14 protein-coding genes and 1 pseudogene are annotated in these 17,782 nt (G+C 68.6%); 6 read left to right on the top strand and 9 right to left on the bottom strand.

From position 1 onward, the window contains the following. Nucleotides 1-90: 90 nt before the first annotated feature. The 3 genes from ABZ664_RS32830 to ABZ664_RS32820 form a co-directional block, all read right to left on the bottom strand. On the bottom strand, nucleotides 91-1,041 hold the full coding sequence (locus tag ABZ664_RS32830) for a carbohydrate ABC transporter permease (protein WP_362518660.1): 951 nt from the start codon (nucleotides 1,039-1,041) through the stop codon (nucleotides 91-93). A gap of 55 nt (nucleotides 1,042-1,096) precedes the next feature. Further along, entirely contained in the window at nucleotides 1,097-2,071 is a 975-nt protein-coding gene (locus tag ABZ664_RS32825) for a sugar ABC transporter permease (protein ID WP_362518655.1), read from the bottom strand. Nucleotides 2,072-2,140: 69 nt separating this feature from the next. Beyond that, on the bottom strand, nucleotides 2,141-3,496 hold the full coding sequence (locus ABZ664_RS32820; RefSeq protein WP_362518652.1) for an ABC transporter substrate-binding protein: 1,356 nt from the start codon (nucleotides 3,494-3,496) through the stop codon (nucleotides 2,141-2,143). Between the two features lie 195 nt (nucleotides 3,497-3,691). Between ABZ664_RS32820 and ABZ664_RS32815 the strand changes: the two genes are divergently transcribed. Both ABZ664_RS32815 and ABZ664_RS32810 read left to right on the top strand, forming a co-directional pair. Then, entirely contained in the window at nucleotides 3,692-5,071 is a 1,380-nt protein-coding gene (locus ABZ664_RS32815) for a GH1 family beta-glucosidase (protein WP_362518648.1), read from the top strand. Next, entirely contained in the window at nucleotides 5,068-6,063 is a 996-nt protein-coding gene (locus ABZ664_RS32810; RefSeq protein WP_362518644.1) for a LacI family DNA-binding transcriptional regulator, read from the top strand. The genes ABZ664_RS32815 and ABZ664_RS32810 overlap by 4 nt, the downstream gene beginning before the upstream one ends. A gap of 130 nt (nucleotides 6,064-6,193) precedes the next feature. On the opposite strand, the gene ABZ664_RS32805 is transcribed toward ABZ664_RS32810, so the two are convergent. The 5 genes and pseudogenes from ABZ664_RS32805 to ABZ664_RS32785 form a co-directional block, all read right to left on the bottom strand. Continuing rightward, nucleotides 6,194-7,189: a LacI family DNA-binding transcriptional regulator gene (locus ABZ664_RS32805; protein WP_350945899.1), complete on the bottom strand. Its 996-nt coding sequence runs from the start codon at nucleotides 7,187-7,189 to the stop codon at nucleotides 6,194-6,196. Between the two features lie 40 nt (nucleotides 7,190-7,229). Further along, nucleotides 7,230-7,400, bottom strand: a pseudogene (locus tag ABZ664_RS32800) (family 1 glycosylhydrolase); the annotation flags it as partial. Nucleotides 7,401-7,466: 66 nt separating this feature from the next. Next, nucleotides 7,467-8,324 carry a carbohydrate ABC transporter permease gene (locus ABZ664_RS32795; protein ID WP_362518638.1) on the bottom strand — a complete coding sequence of 286 codons (858 nt, stop codon included), beginning with the start codon at nucleotides 8,322-8,324 and terminating at the stop codon, nucleotides 7,467-7,469. After that, a complete protein-coding gene (locus tag ABZ664_RS32790) occupies nucleotides 8,321-9,286 on the bottom strand; it encodes a sugar ABC transporter permease (RefSeq protein WP_362518632.1) in 966 nt (321 codons plus the stop codon). Before ABZ664_RS32790 ends, ABZ664_RS32795 begins: the two co-directional genes overlap by 4 nt. A 163-nt stretch (nucleotides 9,287-9,449) precedes the next feature. Beyond that, a complete protein-coding gene (locus tag ABZ664_RS32785; protein WP_362518627.1) occupies nucleotides 9,450-10,748 on the bottom strand; it encodes an ABC transporter substrate-binding protein in 1,299 nt (432 codons plus the stop codon). Nucleotides 10,749-11,337: 589 nt separating this feature from the next. Here ABZ664_RS32785 and ABZ664_RS32780 point away from each other — a divergent pair. Both ABZ664_RS32780 and ABZ664_RS32775 read left to right on the top strand, forming a co-directional pair. Then, a complete protein-coding gene (locus ABZ664_RS32780; protein ID WP_350925951.1) occupies nucleotides 11,338-11,712 on the top strand; it encodes an FKBP-type peptidyl-prolyl cis-trans isomerase in 375 nt (124 codons plus the stop codon). Between the two features lie 477 nt (nucleotides 11,713-12,189). Beyond that, nucleotides 12,190-13,716 carry an ATP-dependent DNA ligase gene (locus ABZ664_RS32775; protein WP_362518620.1) on the top strand — a complete coding sequence of 509 codons (1,527 nt, stop codon included), beginning with the start codon at nucleotides 12,190-12,192 and terminating at the stop codon, nucleotides 13,714-13,716. Between the two features lie 112 nt (nucleotides 13,717-13,828). Here the strand turns inward: ABZ664_RS32775 and ABZ664_RS32770 are convergent, their stop codons facing one another. Beyond that, nucleotides 13,829-14,467, bottom strand: coding sequence for a DUF1707 and DUF4870 domain-containing protein (locus ABZ664_RS32770; RefSeq protein ID WP_362518613.1), 639 nt, complete (start codon nucleotides 14,465-14,467; stop codon nucleotides 13,829-13,831). A gap of 145 nt (nucleotides 14,468-14,612) precedes the next feature. Between ABZ664_RS32770 and ABZ664_RS32765 the strand changes: the two genes are divergently transcribed. Next, nucleotides 14,613-14,951, top strand: a complete 339-nt coding sequence (locus tag ABZ664_RS32765; protein WP_350945893.1) for a hypothetical protein — start codon at nucleotides 14,613-14,615, stop codon at nucleotides 14,949-14,951. A gap of 561 nt (nucleotides 14,952-15,512) precedes the next feature. Beyond that, a complete protein-coding gene (locus ABZ664_RS32760) occupies nucleotides 15,513-17,615 on the top strand; it encodes a BTAD domain-containing putative transcriptional regulator (protein ID WP_362518606.1) in 2,103 nt (700 codons plus the stop codon). Nucleotides 17,616-17,782: the final 167 nt, after the last annotated feature.

The raw sequence follows: 17,782 nt of genomic DNA, 5'->3' as shown, positions 1-17,782 counted from the left end.
CCGCGCTCTCTGCACCAGCCCCCCCCCAACCCCCGCCGGGCCCCCCCCCCGCCGCCCCCCCCCCCGGCAGGTGGACGTGGAAGAGGGTGCTCAGCCCTTGACGCCGCCCGCGAGCAGGCCGCGGACGAAGTAGCGCTGCATCGACAGGAAGACGATCAGCGGGATGATCAGCGAGACGAACGCTCCCGAGGTCAGGCGCTGCCACTCGTTGCCCTTGGTACCGGCCATCTGCGCCAGCCGTACCGTCATCGGGGCGCTCTCCGGGGTGCCCCCGGCGAAGATCAGGGCCACCAGCAGGTCGTTCCAGACCCAGAGGAACTGGAAGATCGCGAAGGTGGCGAGCGCGGGCCCGACCAGCGGAAGGACGATCGTGCGCAGGATCTTCCCGTGGCTCGCCCCGTCGACCCTCGCCGCCTCCATCAGCTCGCCGGGAAGCTCGGACATGAAGTTGTGCAGCAGGAAGACGCCCAGCGGTAGCGCGAAGCAGGTGTGGGCGAACCAGACCTGGATGAACCGGGCGGGGCCCTCCAGTTCCCAGGCGGGCATCAACTGGAGGCCGAAGACGGACACGCCCTCGGAGAAGAACGAGAGCAGTGGCACGAGTGCCATCTGCAGCGGCACGATCTGCAGCGCGAAGACGCCGATGTAGATCCACTCTCGGCCGCGGAACGGCAGCCAGGCGAGCGCGTACGCCGCGAAGGTGGCGAGGGCGAGCGGGAAGAGCACCGACGGGATCGTGATGACGATCGAGTTGATCAGGAAGCTCATCATCTGGCCGGAGGACGAGGAGGTTCCGAACAGGACCTGCTGGTAGTTCTCCAGGGTGATCTGCGGGTCGGAGAAGAACGTCCACCAGCCGGTGGTCTTGATCTGGTCCTCCGGGCGCAGCGAGGACAGCAGCAGACCGAAGGTCGGGGTGGTCCACAGGACCGCGATGACGATCGCCGCGACGCCGGCGATGCGGCCGCTCAGCCTCCGCCGTACGCGCTGCGGTGCCGTCGTCACCTCGGGCCGCACCATGGTCTGGGTCAACGTGGCCATGTGGACTCCTTCGCCGTCCGCGTGCTCGCGACGCGGGGCCTGCCTGCTCGCCCGGTCACCCGACGGCCTCTCTGCGCTGGCGGATCTGGTAGATCACGATCGGGGTCACCAGGACGAACAGGAAGACCGCGAGGGCCGCGCCCTTGCCCGTCTCGCCGTACCGGAACGCCTGGTTGTACATCTCGTTGGCGATGACGCCGGTGTCGAACTGGCCGCCGGTCATGGTGCGGACGATGTCGAACAGCTTGAGCGTGCCGATCGACTGCGTGACCAGCACCACGATCACGGCCGAGCGGATGGACGGCAGCGTCACCCGGAAGAACATCTGCAGCGGGCTCGCCCCGTCCAGCCGGGCGGCCTCGACGATCTCGGCAGGGATTCCCTTGATCGCGGCGGAGAGTACCACGGTGGCGAAACCCGCCTGGATCCAGACCATGACCACGATGAGGAACAGCGTGTTGAGCGGTGCCTCCTGGAGCCACTGCTGCGGTTCGCCGCCGAACGCGACCGTGATCTGGTTGAGCAGGCCGATCTGGTCCTGCTCCTCGGAGCGGTAGGCGTAGACGAAGCGCCAGATGATGCCCGCCCCGACGAAGGAGATCGCCATCGGCAGGAAGACGAGTGACTTGGCGAGCGATTCGAAACGAGTGCGGTCGACCAGGACTGCGTAGACCAGCCCGACCGAGGTCACCAGCAGCGGGACGAGCAGCACCCAGATGAGGGTGTTGCGGAGTACGATCACCGCCTCCGGCTGGGTGAACATCCAGGCGTAGTTGGACATGCCGACCCACTCCCTGCCGTCGCCGCTCATGAACGACAGCAGGGTGGTGCGCACAGCCGGTACGACCAGGCCGATGGCGAGGAGCAGGAGGGCGGGCAGGAGCAGGATCGTGGCGTGGGTCCACGCGCGCCGCCGCATCGGGGCGCGGTCGAGGAGCACCAGGATCACCGCCACCACCACGAGGAAGGCGGCGACGCCGATCAGCAGTTGGAGGAGTTTGGGCAGTTCGGCGGCGAAGTCGAAGTCCATCGGAGAATCTCCCGGGAGGACGACGGTCCGGTCCCGCACATCACGCGGAACCGGACTCATCGGGATATATCAGGACTTGGGCCAGGAGGCTTCGATGTAGTCGAGGACCGTCTTGGTGTCCTTGCCGTTGATCCAGTCGGTCATGCCCTTCCAGAACGTGCCCGCGCCGACCGCGGCGGGCATCAGGTCCGAGCCGTCGAAACGAAAGACCGTGCTCGGGTCCTGGAGCATCTCCATGGAGAGCTTGTCGATCGGGTTCTGGGCGTTGGCCGGGTCGACGCCCTTGCGCGCGGTGACGTAGGTCGCCAGCTTCATGCGGGCGGCGGGGAACTCCGCGGAGGCGAGATACGCCTGGACGGCCTGGACCTCGGGGCGGTCGGTGAAGGCCACCACGAACTCACCCGCGCCGAGCACCGGCTTCTTGGCCGGGTCGTTGCCCGGCAGGTAGAAGGCGAACACGTCGCCGTCCTCGGCGACCTTGGTCCCCTCGGGCCAGAAGTTGGCGTAGAAGGACGCCTGGCGGTGCAGGGCGCACTTGCCCTCGGTGATCGGGACGCCACCCTCCTGGAAGGCGGTGCTGGCGATCGACTTGACCGGGCCGTAGCCGCCGTTGACGAACTTCTCGTTCTTGAGGATCGCGCCGACCTTGTCGACCGCCGCGGTGACCTTGGGGTCGTTGAACGGGGTCTTGTGGCTCACCCAGTCGTCGTATCCCTCGGGACCGGCCTCCCTGAGCATGAGGTCCTCGATCCAGTCGGTCGCCGGCCAGCCGGTCGCGTCACCGGACTCGATGCCCGCGCACCACGGCTTCACGCCGGAGTCGGCGATCGTGTTGGTGAGCGTCATGAGCTCGTCCCAGGTCTTGGGGACGGCCCAGCCCTTCTCGGTGAACATCTTCGGCGAGTACCAGACGAAGGACTTCACGCTCGCACCGAGCGGGGCGCCGTAGAAGACGCCGTCGACGGTGGCGTACTTGGCCCAGTCCTCAGACCAGCCCTCGGCGGTGAGCTCCTTGATCTCCTTGGAGGCGGGCTTGAGCTTTCCCGCCTTGGCGAAACGCTCCAGAAGGGCCGGCTGGGGGAAGAAGGCGATGTCGGGGGGGTTGCCGCCGTCCGAACGGACCTGGACCTGAACCTCGAACTCGCCGGTGCCCTCGTAGGTGATCTTCATTCCGACGCAGTCGGCGAACGGCTTCCACGCCTTCTCGAAGCGGTCGGCCTCCACGTCGCGGATCGGCGAGTAGATGCTGACGGTCTTGCCCTCGTGTTTGCCGTACTGGCTGAAGGCGGCACATTCGGGGGACGTACCGGCGTCGCCACCCGCCGATGGCGTGGGGTCCGCGGATCCGCAGGCGGTGACGACCAACGCCAGCCCTATGGTGCCCGCCGCAAGGGCGGTGCGCCGGGAGCGAGAGAGGAGCGACATGAAACCATCCTCCAAATACACAATTGCCGGGGAGCGTGAGAGCGCTCTCCGGAAGAGTTGTCTGCCCGCAACGCAAAGTCAAGAACCGTGATATTACGGTTACCATCCCAGAATTCTTGACACCATCTATGCGGTACCGTGATGCTCCAGAGAGCGCTCTCACGTAACAGCCGAACAGAATGGGGCGGTGAGGACATGACCATGTCCGCCGAAAAGTCCTACGACCTTCAGGACTCCGGCGTGCTGAGATTCCCCGAGGGCTTCATCTGGGGTGCCGCCACCGCGGCCTACCAGATCGAGGGCGCCACCCGGGATGACGGCAGGGGCCCCTCCATCTGGGACACGTTCTCCCGCACCCCCGGCAAGGTTCACGCGGGCCACACCGGTGACGTCGCGTGCGACCACTACCACCGCTATCCCGAGGACGTCGCGCTCATGCGCGACCTCGGCCTGCACTCCTACCGGTTCTCCATCTCCTGGCCCCGGGTGCAGCCCGACGGGTCGGGGCCTGCCAACCCGCGCGGCCTGGACTTCTACGACCGCCTCGTCGACGAGCTCCTCGAAAAGGGCGTCACCCCCATCGTGACGCTCTACCACTGGGACCTGCCGCAGACCCTGGAGGACCGCGGCGGCTGGACCAGCAGGGAGACCGCCGCGCACTTCGCCGACTACGCCGCGATCGCGCACGGCAGGCTGGGTGACCGGGTCGAGACGTGGACCACCCTGAACGAGCCCTGGTGCTCGTCCTTCCTCGGCTACGCGTCGGGCATCCACGCCCCCGGCCTCGCCGAGCCCGCGCTGGGCTTCGCCGCCGTCCACCACCTGCTGCTCGGCCACGGCCTGGCCGTCCAGGCGCTGCGCGCCTCGGGCGCCGCCACGATCGGCATCACGCTCAACCTCTCCCCCGTGATCGGCGACGACGCCCCTGCGGTCGAGCTCGTCGACGGCCTGCAGAACCGGATCTTCCTGGACCCGGTGCTGCGCGGGGAGTATCCCGCCGACGTCGTCGAGCGCGCCCGTCGCTTCACCGACTGGTCCTTCGTCCAGGACGGGGACCTGGAGATCATCGGTCAGCCGATCGACCTGCTGGGCGTGAACTACTACCACCCGCAGACCGTGACCGTCCACGCCGGCGAGCCCGCCAACCCGGTCTATCCGGGCAGCGAGGGCATCGCCTTCGGCGGAGCCGACGCGCCGCAGACCGCGATGGGATGGCCGGTGCAGCCCTTCGGCCTCACCGACCTGCTCCTGCGGCTCTCGCGCGACTATCCGGGCACCCCTCTGATCATCACCGAGAACGGTGCCGCCTTCGACGACGTCGTCGAGGACGGCGAGGTGCACGACGTCGGCCGTCTGTCCTACCTCGACGGCCACCTGCGCGCGGCGCACGCGGCGATCGAGGGCGGCGCCGACCTGCGCGGCTACCTCGTGTGGTCGCTCCTGGACAACTTCGAGTGGGCCGAGGGGTATGACAAGCGGTTCGGCGTCGTACACGTCGACTACGCGACGCAACGCCGCACCCCCAAGGACAGCGCCCTGTGGTACAGCCAGGTCGTACGCCGGAACGGACTGTGAGGACCCGTCCCACCCTGGAGAAGGTGGCCGCCCGGGCAGGTGTGTCCCGGGCGACGGCCTCGCGCGTGGTCAACGGCTCCACGCGCGTGGCACCCCAGATCCGCGACGCGGTCAACCGCGCCGTGGAGGAGCTGGGCTACGTGCCCAACCAGGCGGCGCGGAGCCTGGTCACCCAGCGGGCCGACTCCATAGCGCTCGTCTTCCCCGAGCCGGCGACCCGCGTCTTCTCCGACGACCCGACCTTCGCCGGGATCATCCGCGGGGTCAGCCTGGAGATCGAGGAGGCCGACAAGCAGCTCGTGCTGATGCTCATCGGCGCGACGGGCGGCTACCAGCGGGCCGAGCGCTACGCCACCAACGGCCACGTGGACGGCGTGGTCATCGCGTCGATGCACGGCACCGACCCGCTGCCGGCCATCCTCGCCAGGCGCGGGGTGCCGGTGGTGTGCAGCGGCAGGCCGACCGTGCCCAGCAGCCTGCCGTACGTGGACGTGGACAACGTCGGCGGCGCCGAGCGCGCGGTGCGGCACCTGATGGAACGGGGCAGGCGGCGCATCGCCGCCATCGCCGGACCGCAGGACATGATCGCCGGAATCGACCGGCTCGACGGCTACCGCGCCGTGCTGCGCGACTCCGACCGCCGCTCCATCGTCGCCGTCGGCGACTTCACCCGGGAGTCGGGGACGATCGCGATGCGGCAGCTGCTCGCCGACGACCCGGAGATCGACGCGGTCTTCGTGGCGAACGACCTGATGGCGCTGGGCGCGCTACCGGCGCTGCGCCAGGCGGGCCGACGGGTCCCCGACGACGTCGCGGTGGTCGGCTTCGACGACATCCCCGCCGTCTCCTACGCCGAGCCCCCGCTGACCACGGTCAGGCAGCCGACCGTCGAGATGGGACGGAGACTCGCCCGCATGGTCCTCGAACTGGAGGAGAAGGCGCAGGTGACACTCCCCACCGAGCTGGTCGTCCGGGAGTCCACCGCGTCCTGAACCCGGTCGCCCTCCGGCCGCGGCGAGCGGACGAGGCTCAAGATCCGACGACGACCACGAGTCCGGATCCCCGGCCGGGTGCCGGAGCCTCGGCACCCGGCCGGCGTCAGGCCAGAGCGCCGAACCGGGACTACGAGGACGCCCGGACGACCAGATCCGTGGACACGATCATCGACTCGGCGGGGCCTCCCTCAAGAAGGGAGAGCAGCAGGCGGACCATCGCCGCGGCCTGCTCGGCGTGCGGCGTGTGGATGGTCGTCAGCGGCGGGTCGGTGTAGCGGGCGGCCTCTATGTCGTCGTAACCCACGATGGCGACCTCGTCGGGAATCCTCCTGCCCGCCTGGCGGAGCGCGTGCATCGCACCGATCGCCATCAGGTCGTTCGCGGCGAAGACCGCGTCGATCTCCGGGTCGTCGGCGAGCAGCTGCCGCATCGCGACCGCCCCCGACTCCCGGGTGAAGTCGCCGACCGCGATGATCGAGCGGCGGTCGGAGTCGCGCAGCACCTCGCGGTAGCCGGTCAGCCGGTCCTGCCCGCCTATCATGTCCAGCGGCCCCGCGATGGTGGCGATGCGCCGCCTGCCTCGCTCCAGCAGGTGCCGCACGGCGGTGGCGGCGCCCTCGACGTTGTCGTTGTCGACGTACGGTATCTCGACCGGCACGGCGGGTCTGCCGTAGGAGACGACCGGGACGCGCAGCCGGGTGAGCGCGACCGGCAGCGGGTCGGCGCCGTGGCTGGACACGAGCATGACGCCGTCGACGTGGCCGCCGGCGATGTAGTGCTCCACCCGGGCATGGCTCTCCGGCGACCCGGCCAGCAGCAGCACCACCTGCTTGTTGACGGCCTCCAGCTCCAGGCTGGCCGAGCGTATGACGGTGGAGAACATCGGATCGTCGGAGAACACACGGTTCGGCGACTCCGAGACGACCAGCGCGACCGAGTTGGTCCGCTGGGTCACCAGGTTTCTCGCCGCCCCGTTGGGGACGTAGCCGAGCTCGTTCACCGCGCGCATGACCAGGTCCCGGATGTCGGCGGTGACCGTGGTCTGGCCGTTCACCACCCGGGAGACGGTCGACCGGGAGACCCCGGCACGGGCGGCGACCGCCTCCAGAGTGGGACGTCTCATCGTGTTCTTCCCCTACCGTCGATTGCAGTCCGTTACGTGCGATGACATCGCGGTGTAACGGCGCGCCGTCCTTGAGCAGGCGCCGGGTGGCGAAGTCCGCACGCACGATCCCGAACCTACGCCGGCCCCCTTCGGCCCACTCGAAATTATCCAGCAGCGCCCAGACCAGATAACCACGCGCGTCCGCCCCTTCGGCGATCGCGGTGTGCACGACGCGCGGGTGGCCGTTGTCGTCGGCATGACGGAAGCAAGGGTGGCCCCCGAGTGCCGACGACGGTCATCCCTTCACCGCCCCCTGCATGATTCCTCCGATGATCTGTTTGCCGAGCAGGGCGAACACGATGACCAGTGGCAGCGTGCCGAGCGTGGTGCCCGCCAGGCCGAGCACGTAGTCGTTGACGTATCCGCTGGCCAGTGTGGACAGGGCGACCTGGACCGTCGGATCCTCCGGGGTCAGGACGACCAGCGGCCAGAAGTAGTCGTTCCAGACCGACATGAAGGTGAGCATGCCCAGCACCGCCGCCGCCGGGCGGGCGGCCGGGAGCACGACGTGCCAGAACAGGCCCCAGGTGCTGCAGCCGTCGACCCGGCCCGCCTCGAGCAGCTCGGTCGGCAGCGCCCTGGAGAGGTACTGGGTCATGAAGAACACCCCGAACGCGTTGACGAGCGCGGGCACGATCAGCGCGTACATGGTGCCGGTCCACTCCAGCTTCACCATCAGCATGTACAGCGGGATGATGCCGAGCTGGGTCGGCACCATCATCGTCGCCACGGTGAGCAGGAGCAGGGCGTTGCGCCCGCGGAAGCGCAGCTTGGCGAAGGCGAACCCGGCCAGGGTGGAGAAGAGCATCACCGCGAACGCGACGGTGCCGGAGACGGCGACGGAGTTGAGCATCGCCAGGGCGAAGGGGACCGTGTCGAAGACGCGGGCGACGTTGGCGAAGAAGTTGCCGCCGGGGATGAGCGGCGGCGGCACGTCGGCCAGGGCCGCGTTGTCGCGGGAGGCGACCACGACGCTGTAGTAGAGCGGCATCATTGAGAAGAACGCCACCGCGGCGAGCGTGAGGTAGGTGAGCCTGCGGGCGGCGCCACCGGAACGACGGCGGACCGCGGGGGCGGCGGTGTGGGCGCTCATGTCAGCCCTCCCTTCCCACGACGGGTGAGCAGGTAGTTGACGCCGACGACCACCACGATGAAGACGAACATCATCCAGGAGATGGCCGAGGCGTAACCGAAGTCGAGCTTGGTGAAGTTCTCGTAGATGAACAGGGAGAGCGTCTGATACTGCCGGTCCACCCCTCCGGTGACGAGGTAGGAGCCGAACAGCAGCGGCTCGGCGAGGATCTGCATCGCGCCGATCGTCGAGGTGATGACGACGAAGATGATCGTTGGTTTGATCATCGGGATGGTGATCCTGCGGAGCTGGGTCATCCCGCTCGCGCCGTCGATGGTGGCCGCCTCGTACAACTCGCGCGGCACCGCCTGCATCGCCGCCAGGAGGATGAGGGCGTTGTAGCCCGTCCACCGCCACATGATCATGGTGGAGATGGCGAAGTGAGAGCTGAGCACCCCCTCGTTCCAGGCGACGCCCTCGACGCCGACCAGGGAGAACACCCAGTTGATCATGCCGAAGTCCCGGCCGAACAACTGGCTGAAGATGACCACCACCGCGACCACACTGGTCACGTTGGGCAGCAGCAGCGTGATGCGGAAGAAGGTCTGCGCCCGCAGCGGCCGGTTGAGCAGGTGGGCGAGCCAGATGGCGAGCAGCAGCTGCGGCACGGTGGACAGCACCCCGATGGACAGGGTGTTGAAAGTGGCGTTCCAGAAGTAGTCGTCGGCGAGCAGCGTTCTGAAGTTCTCCAGGCCGACGAAGGTCTGCTCGTCCTGGAGCAGCGTCCACTCGTGCAGGCTCACCCAGGCGGTGTACGCGAGGGGAAACAACCCGAACGCGGAGAAGAGCAGGAAGAAGGGTGCCACGTAAGCGTACGGCGAGCCCTTGACGTCGAGTTGGTGAACCAGTTGGCGGCGGAGGCGGGGTCCCGCCTGCCTGTTCGGTGGGACCGCCGCCAGGCGATCGGGCGCGCGGGTGGCCATGGCAGCTCCTTTCTGCGGTTCTGCGGTTCTTCGGACGGCGGGAGACGTGCGGCCCGTCGCGGCGGGAGGCGTGCGGTTCCGCGGCACGGGACGCGCGCCCGCCACCGGACAGGGGCACGAGCAGGTGGCCGACCGGTACGAGACCGGCCGGCCGGGAGGGCGACTACTTGATCCTGCTGACGTCCTTGAGCGCCTGTGCCCAGGCCTCCTCGGCGTTCTGCTTGCCCTGGTCGACCCGCTGGAGACCGTCGCCGATCGCCTGCAGGACGTCACCGGCCTTGGGACCCACGGGCTGCGGCTTGAGCGACCTGGCCGCGTCGGTGAAGATCTTGCCGATCGGCGCGTTGCCGAAGTACGGGTTGACGAAGTCCTTCACCGCGGGGTCGTCGTACAGGGCGGGCAGCGAGGGCAGCGCGCTCGCCTCCTTGAAGAGCTTGATCTGGCTCTCCTTGCTGGTCAGCAGGTCGATCAACGCCGCGGCCTCCTTGGGGTGCTTGCCCTGCTTGGGCAGCATCAGGTGGGTGCCGCCCTGGTTGCCGCCGCCACCGGGGACCGCCGCGATGTCCCAGGTGCCCTCGCCGGGCTTCTGGTCCTTGATCGTTCCGGTCTTCCAGGCCGGGCAGACCATGGTGGCGAAGCTGCCCTTGGCGATGCCGGTGTTCCACGGCGGCGAGAACGCGGCGAGGTTGGCCGAGAGACCTTCGTGGATCATCTTCACGCCCGTGTCGTACGCCTTGCGCACGTCGGGGTTGGTGGCGGCGACGATGTTGTACTCGGCGTCGTAGAAGCCGATGGGGGCCTGCTCGACCATGGCGCGGAAGTGCTCGCCGGGACCGTCGGTGAACTTGGCTCCCTCCACCTTGCCCGCGACGAACCTCTTGCCCGTCTCGATGTAGGCGTCCCAGGTTGGCCAGAGCGCCGAGACCTCGTCGCGGTCGACGGGCAGGCCTGCCTTCTTGAACAGGTCTGGGCGGTAGCACATGGCCAGGCCGCCGACGTCGGTACCGAGGCCCAGGAGGGCGGAGCCGTCGTTGGAGACGCCCAGCTTCCACTTCCAGTCGAGGTATTCGCTCTCGCGCTTGTCCAGGCCGTATTCCTTGAGGTCGTGGAACTTGTCCGGCACGGGGGTGAAGGCGCCGATGTAACCGCCCTCGACGGCGACCACGTCCGCGGCGCCCGCGCCGGTGGTCAGCTGGGTGATGAGGTTGGTGTGGTGGTCGTTGAACTGCGCGCGGCGCTCCACGATCTCCACGTTGGGGTGGGTCTTCTTGAACTCCTCGTACAGCGGCGCGTAGTGGAAGTCGCTGAACAGCCCGACGGTCAGCTTGATCTTCTCGGCCGGCCGAGAGGCCGTCCCGCCGCTCCCGGCGGTCTCGGTGCCACCACCGCAGGCGGTGAGGCCCAGGACCAGAGCGGAAACGGCGACCATCGGGGCGAGGAACCGCTGACGTGACTTACGCATGGAACCCTCCCAGGGTTCTCATAAATGATCATGAAGAGAGCGCTCTCTGAGCAGATTGACGCCAAGGGGATTGCGTGTCAACGGCCCCGCCGACCTCGCCCCGCGCCTGACGGTCGGCTTTTCACGGAAAGCCCCCTCTCGCTCTCTTGGATGTTTCCGCAGCCCAGAGAGGTTTTTAAGTTAAATTTTATAGAAAATGGAGCGCTCCCACGATGAAAGGTCACATTAAGGTCGCGTTTCCACCGTGTTCCACAGAGCCGCGCCGACCTCTTGACACTCCCCGCCGAGCGGGCCACCCTCTATCTCAGAGAGCGCTCCCTCGCGATTCTCCCCGTGGTCCACGCGCCGCCCGCGCCCGTGGCACCGCTGGTCGCCGCCCTCGCGAGATGATCCCGGGCGACCTCGCGTACGAGTGCTCGCCACCCCTGTACGGGAGGCCACCCGCCCCTCCCCTCCTCGGAAGGACGACTTCGGAAAGACGACGCGGAAGCCACCCCGGCCCCCACGTCTCTCGTGGTGACGCCGAAACCCGTAGAGTCGTCCGGCCGGTCGGAAATCGACCGGCGCGCATCCAACCAAGGAGAACCACGTGGCACTGGAGAAGCCGGAGATCGACTTTCCGGAAGGCGCCCCGCCCTCGGAGCTGGAGATCGTCGACATCGTCGTAGGGGACGGCCCGGAGGCCAAGCCGGGACACCAGGTCACCGTGCACTACGTCGGCGTTGCCTTCTCGACGGGCGAGGAGTTCGACGCGTCGTGGAACCGCGGAGACACCTTCCAGTTCCCGCTGGGCGGGGGCCGGGTCATCGCGGGCTGGGACCAGGGCGTCGCGGGCATGAAGGTCGGCGGCCGCCGCCGTCTCACCATCCCGCCGCACCTCGGCTACGGCAACGCAGGCGCGGGCAACCGCATCAAGCCGGGTGAGACGCTCATCTTCGTCGTGGACCTCCTCGGCGTGAGCTGACTCGGGACGAAACGACGCATGCGGGCGGGCCTCACCGGCGACGGGTGGCCCGCCCCGCGTGTCCTGTCACCTCCCCGGCCCCCACTGCCGTCCCTGTCGTCCTGCACCGTCCTCAATATCCGGCGCCATCCCCCGCGCCTGGCATCGTCCCCTGCGTCCGGTGTCGCCCTCTGTGTCCGATGTCGTCCTCTGTGTGCCCCGACCTGACGGCCATCTCACGTTCGCGAGGTTCAAGGGCAGGTCCGACCTCCCCGCGGGGCGCGATGACTCAGAAAAGCAGCGCCTCACCTCACCGAAATTCCGCTCGTAGCTCTTAGAATGGCCATCGTTCTTAGCGAGGGAACTGCCAGGTTTACCTGGCAGGTGAATCGTCTCCCTGTTACCGTTCGTGTGTTTGAAACGGTCAGGGCTTGGCCGTCGCCTACCTCGACCGAGGGAAGCGAGAAGCCGCTCCCTTCGGGGAGCGGAGGAGTCACTGTGTTGTTGATCGACCTCGCGCGCACCTCCGCGGCCGTGACCGCCGTCTCCGCCCGGCTGGCGAAGACCGCCCACCTCGCGGAGCTGCTCGGCAGGGTCGAGCCGGACGAGGCCGAGATCGCGATCGCCTACCTCTCAGGAGAGCTGCCTCAGCGCAACGTCGGAGTGGGCTGGACGAGTCTGCAGAACCCGCCGGAACCCCGGCTCGCCGCCACCGCCACCCTGCGCGGGGTCCACAACCTCCTCGATGAGATCAAGGCCCTGTCGGGTCCCGGCTCGCAGAGCGCGCGCAGGACGCTGGTCTCCGAGTTGTTCGGCGCCCTCACCCGCCAGGAGCAGGTCTTCCTGTCACGGCTGCTGCGGGGCGAGCTGCGCCAGGGCGCGCTTGAGGGAGTGATGGTCGAGGCCATCGCGAAGGCGGCCGGGGTGCCGGCCACCGAGGTCAGGCGGGCGCTGACGTTGCGCGGCTGGCTTCCCGCCGTCGGCGCCGCCGCCCTGGGCGGCGGGGTCGAGGCACTGCGCGCCTTCCACCTGGAGGTCGGCCGCCCGGTGTCGCCGATGCTCGCCCAGAGCGCCACCTCCATCGCGACCGCGTTCGGCAAGCTCGGCGAGCCGGTCGCCATCGAGTGGAAGCTCGACGGCGTCAGGGTCCAGGCTCACCGCTCGGATGACCGGATCACCGTCTTCACCCGCGCCCTTGAGGACATCACCGCGCAGGTGCCCGAGCTGGTCGAGGCGGTGAGCGCCCTACCCTCCCGCGACCTCGTCCTCGACGGCGAGGTTATCGCGCTGCGGGCCGACGGTCGCCCCGAGCCCTTCCAGGTCACCTCGGGCCGCGTGTCCAGCCGCACCGACCTGCCGCGCGTGCGCGAGAGGACCCCGCTGAGCGTCTTCTTCTTCGACGCGCTGCGGGTCGACGGCGCCGACCTGCTCGACCTGCCGGGTGAGGCACGCCACGCGGCCCTGACCGCCGCCGTGCCCGCGGAGCTGGTGACCCCCCGCCTGGTCACCGGCGACGTCGCGGACGGCGAGGCGTTCTTCAAGGACGCGATCAGGAGCGGCCACGAGGGCGTGGTGGTCAAGTCGCTCCTGACTCCCTACGCCGCCGGGCGGCGCGGTGCCGGCTGGATCAAGGTGAAGCCCCGGCACACGCTCGATCTCGTCGTCCTGGCCGCGGAATGGGGCCACGGTCGCCGCGAGGGCAGGCTCTCCAACCTGCACCTGGGCGCCCGCGACCCGGTGACCGGTGGGTTCGTCATGCTCGGCAAGACCTTCAAGGGCCTGACCGACGAGCTGCTCGCCTGGCAGACCGACCGCTTCCTCGGCATCGCCGAAGGGCCCACCGACGGCTGGACGGTCACCGTCCGTCCCGAGACGGTCGTCGAGATCGCCTTCGACGGCGTGCAGCAGTCGAGCCGTTATCCCGGCGGCATGGCGCTGCGCTTCGCCAGAGTCATCCGCTACCGCACCGACAAGACGGCGGACCAGGCCGACACCGTCGACATGGTCCGCGCCCTCATGCTCTGACTTGTCTTCGCGCTCGTGTCACGTCCGTGGTCCGGCGTACCGCCGCGCGGGTGCCACGTCCCTCGCGCGGCCGCCGTCCCGTAGGTCCTGCGGCCTCAGGACGCCGGAGGCGTCATTTCACGAGACGCAGGGTGAAGGGGTATCGGAAGTCGCCATCGCCCGCCGCGGCCACGGAGCCGACCACGGACAGCACCACGCCGCCGATCCAGAGCAGGGGCGTCAGGACGAAGCCTATGAAAGTGATTGCCAGCACGATGGTGGCCGCGAGCATCGTCAGCTGGAAGTTGAGTGCCTCCACCGAGTGCGCCCGGATGTAGGGCGACGTCCTGCCCGCGGTGAGCATCATGACGGCCGGACCGATGACGGGAAGGCCCACCAGCGGAAGCAGGTGCGACGCCACCGCCCCCAGACGCTCCGCTCCGGTCTCCCCCCGGCCGAAGGGGTGTGCGTGATGACCGTACGCGACCTGGCCCGTGGCGGGCGGGTAGGAGGCGAGACGGGCCGGACGCGTGCCGTACAGCTCGTTCATGATCGGGACGAGGTCGCCGTGGACGCGGGCCGTCATCGCCCGCTCCAGCCTGTCGTCGAACTCGGCCTTGTCGAGCCTTCCCTCCGCGTAGGCGGCCTGGACGTGCTCGACCACCCGCTCGCGATCCTGGTTGCTGACCCGAAGCCCCGCGTGACCGGACCGAGGGCCTGCCGCCGGCACTCCCCCGTACCCCGGGCCTGCTGGTGTCGCTGTGCCTGCCATGAGACCGATACCCTTTCTTCGCCGCTTCGACCTCAATGTTCGTCCAGATTGTCGGCCCCGTATATCAGGATGAACCCCCATAAGCCCCTGAGACCCATCCCTGGCCTTCCGCCACGGAACGAGCAGGAGAGGTATACAAGAAAACATGAGATGGCGAGATCGCTACGGGTTGAGGCGGCTACGCGGGCCGAAGATCGCAAAGTTCGACCGCGCCACGACCGACGCCGACATCGAGGCGCTCATCGCCTTCGCGAAGTCGCGCAAGAGCGTCGAGTTCTACGTCGAGCCCGAGACATTCGCGACGAACACCACGGCGGTGGCCGTCGCCGACGACGGTGAGTGGACCCGGCGCCGGGTCGGCTCCCCCGCGGTGATCCGCAAGGTGGCCCGCGACCTGGCCCTGCCCGTCTACGACGTCCAGCTGACCGGTTATCCCCCCCGGATGAGGGCCTACAACGAGCGTCAGAAACGCGCCGAGGGCTGAGCGGAGAGAGCCGGGCTCCCCTCATCACCGAAACCGGGGAGCCCCGCGGTCATCCGGTGACACGGGGACACGAGAAACCGGCGGCCCTCTCGTCGCCAGGGGCCGCCTCACTCCTACCGCGGTACGGACAGAGGCCGACGGGATGACCGGCTGCGGTCCGCCGACGCGGCCGAGGATCGCGTCGGCCGGATGACCGACCGGCCCGGGGCCACCGGTACCCGCGAGGAACGCCCCCATCGAGTGGCCGGCCCTGATTCGCCGACGCCGACGGCGCTGCCGGCACCGGTCGGCGCGTCCGGGACCCGCGCCGTGGCACACCCTCTGACGATGCGCGATGCCCTGGTCAGGGCGGCCGGTCAGGGGTGATCACGACACACGGCGAGGAACGTCGCACCGGAGCGTGAGTGTTCGGGCGCGCCTGCCGCGTAATCTTTTTCTTCCCTTCAGGTGAGTACCCTCCGAAGGTTAGAGCCCACGATCATGAATCGCTATGTAAAAACGGATTTATACGCATTTGTACGGTTCATGTTGGTGCATGGTATCCGCTGAAGAGTGATGCCGATGGATTTCAAGATTCTCGGGCCGATCGAAGTGCGAGCGGCCAACGGGCAACCGATCACCCTCGGGAGACGCAAACAGCGGGTGTTGCTTGCCGCCTTGCTCCTCAATGCCGGCAAGGCGATCCCCACCCATCGAATGCTCGACTGGTTGTGGGGGGAACAGGCTCCCGCCAACGCCGAGTCGAACCTCTACACCTATATCTCCGCGCTGCGCCGGGTGCTTGGCTCGCCTTCCCGGATCGAGGCGGGCTCCAACGGGTACGTGCTCCGGGTCGCCCCCGATGAAATAGACGTGAGATTGTTCGAGGAACTCGCCGCTCAAGGACGTCTGATGTTATCCAAAGGGCGAAATGACGTCGCGCTCGAACGGTACACCCGGGCCTTGGGTCTGTGGCGCGCCGAGGCGGTTCTGGAAGGGCTTTCCCTGCCCGAGCCGTTGCGAGGCGAGGCGGCACGGCTGGAACGGCTGAGAACGATCGTCGTGGACGCCTCGCTGGAGGCCCGCCTCGCGCTGGGCCAGCATGGCGAGGTGCTTCCCGATCTGGAGGCGCTGACTCGCAGGGATCCGCTGAACGAACGACTCCGCGCGCAGCTCATGCTCGCCCTGTACCGTTCCGGCCGCCGAGCCGACGCGCTCGCGGTGTACCAGCACGCGCGGGAGATGCTCGCCGCGGAACTGGGTGTCGATCCCGGCCCCGACCTGGTCCGCATGCATCGGCAGATCCTCGCCGACGACTCCGCGCTGGCGGCGCCGTCACCGTCGGTCGCCGTCCGCCGGGTTTTCGCGCCGGCAGAGCTCCCGATCGCCTCGGCCGCCTTCACCGGGCGTGCCTCCGAGGTCTCCTGGTTACGGACGGCGCTCACCTCAGCGGCCCCTGGCCGTATCGTCGTCTCCGCGGTCGCCGGAGCGGCGGGAATCGGCAAGTCGGCGTTCGCCGTACACGTCGCCCACCAGATCGCGGACCGGTTCCCCGACGGGCAGCTCTACGTGAACCTGCACGGCTCCACCCCCGACGTCAAACCACTGCACCCGGCCGAGGTCCTCGCCCGCCTCCTGCGCTCCCTCGGTGGCGACGACGTGGCCGTCCCGACCGAGGTGGACGAGGCGTCCGCGCGATTCCGCTCGCTGACCGACGGCAGACACCTGCTGTTCCTGTTCGACAACGCTCGCGACGCGGAGCAGGTGCGGCCGTTGTTGCCCGCCAGCCCCACCTGCCGCGTGCTGATCACCGCTCGGAGGATGCTGACCTCTCTGGACACCGTCGCGCATCTCCGCCTCGGCGTCATGGCCAAGGACGAGATGACCACCCTGCTGAGCCGCCTGATCGGCGGCGAGCGTGTCGCGGCCGACCCACGGGCGGCGCGCGTGATCGTGCGGCTCTGCGGCGGCCTGCCGCTGGCGATCAGGATCGCCGCCGCCCGGCTGGTGGCGCGGCCGGACCTGTCGCTGCGAGGGCTCGCCGACCGCCTCGCGGTCGAGGATCATCGCCTCTCCGAACTGCAGGCCGACGACCGGGCGGTCCGGGCCTGCTTCATGGTGAGTTACCGCGCCCTGGAGGCCGAGCACTCTCGCCTGTTCCGGCTGCTGGGCCTGCTCGGTGGATCCGACATCAGCGTCGCGGTCGCCGCGGCGCTGGCCGATCGCTCGGAGGAACAGACCGCGGACCTCCTGGATCATCTCGCGGACGCCCAGCTCCTTGAGGTGCGCGACGCCGGCCGGTATCGCATGCACGACCTGCTCTGCCTGTTCGCCCGCGAGCGCACCCGGCAGGAGGAGACCGAGGAGGAGCAGGTGCAGGCCGTGAGGCGGGCGCTTCACAGCTCTCTCGTCATCGCCTGCACCCTCGGTGACGTGCGCCACCGACGGGCCAGGCGAGACGCCAAGTTCGGTCACCTGGCACTCGGCCGCTTCAGCATGTCGCCCGACGACTGCACGATCGATCCCCGATGGCTCAACGCCAAGATGGCCGACCTGATCTCCACCGCCCGCCAGGCGCCCGGCGCGGCGGGGGACGTCACCGGTCTCTCGACCGTCCACGGCGCCGCTTCGCGCCAGCCGTCGTGGCGATGGGAAATGAGCGATCGAAACCGGCGAAGGATCTGACGCGGTGGAAACAATCCTCGTCTCCAGCCGCCGTAATCACAGAATCTGACGCGCCGGAAATCACTCTCCATGCATCTGCGGTGGCCGCGGATTCACCGCGCGTGAAATCATTCTCGATCCATCTCACCGTAAATATCGGATTCGGCATGTCCGAAATCATCGCCACA

This window comes from Streptosporangium sp. NPDC006930 (assembly GCF_040635605.1).
Taxonomy (GTDB): domain Bacteria; phylum Actinomycetota; class Actinomycetes; order Streptosporangiales; family Streptosporangiaceae; genus Streptosporangium.
The sequence above is the reverse complement of the archived record's forward strand: the minus strand, read 5'-3'. Positions and strand labels throughout refer to the sequence as shown.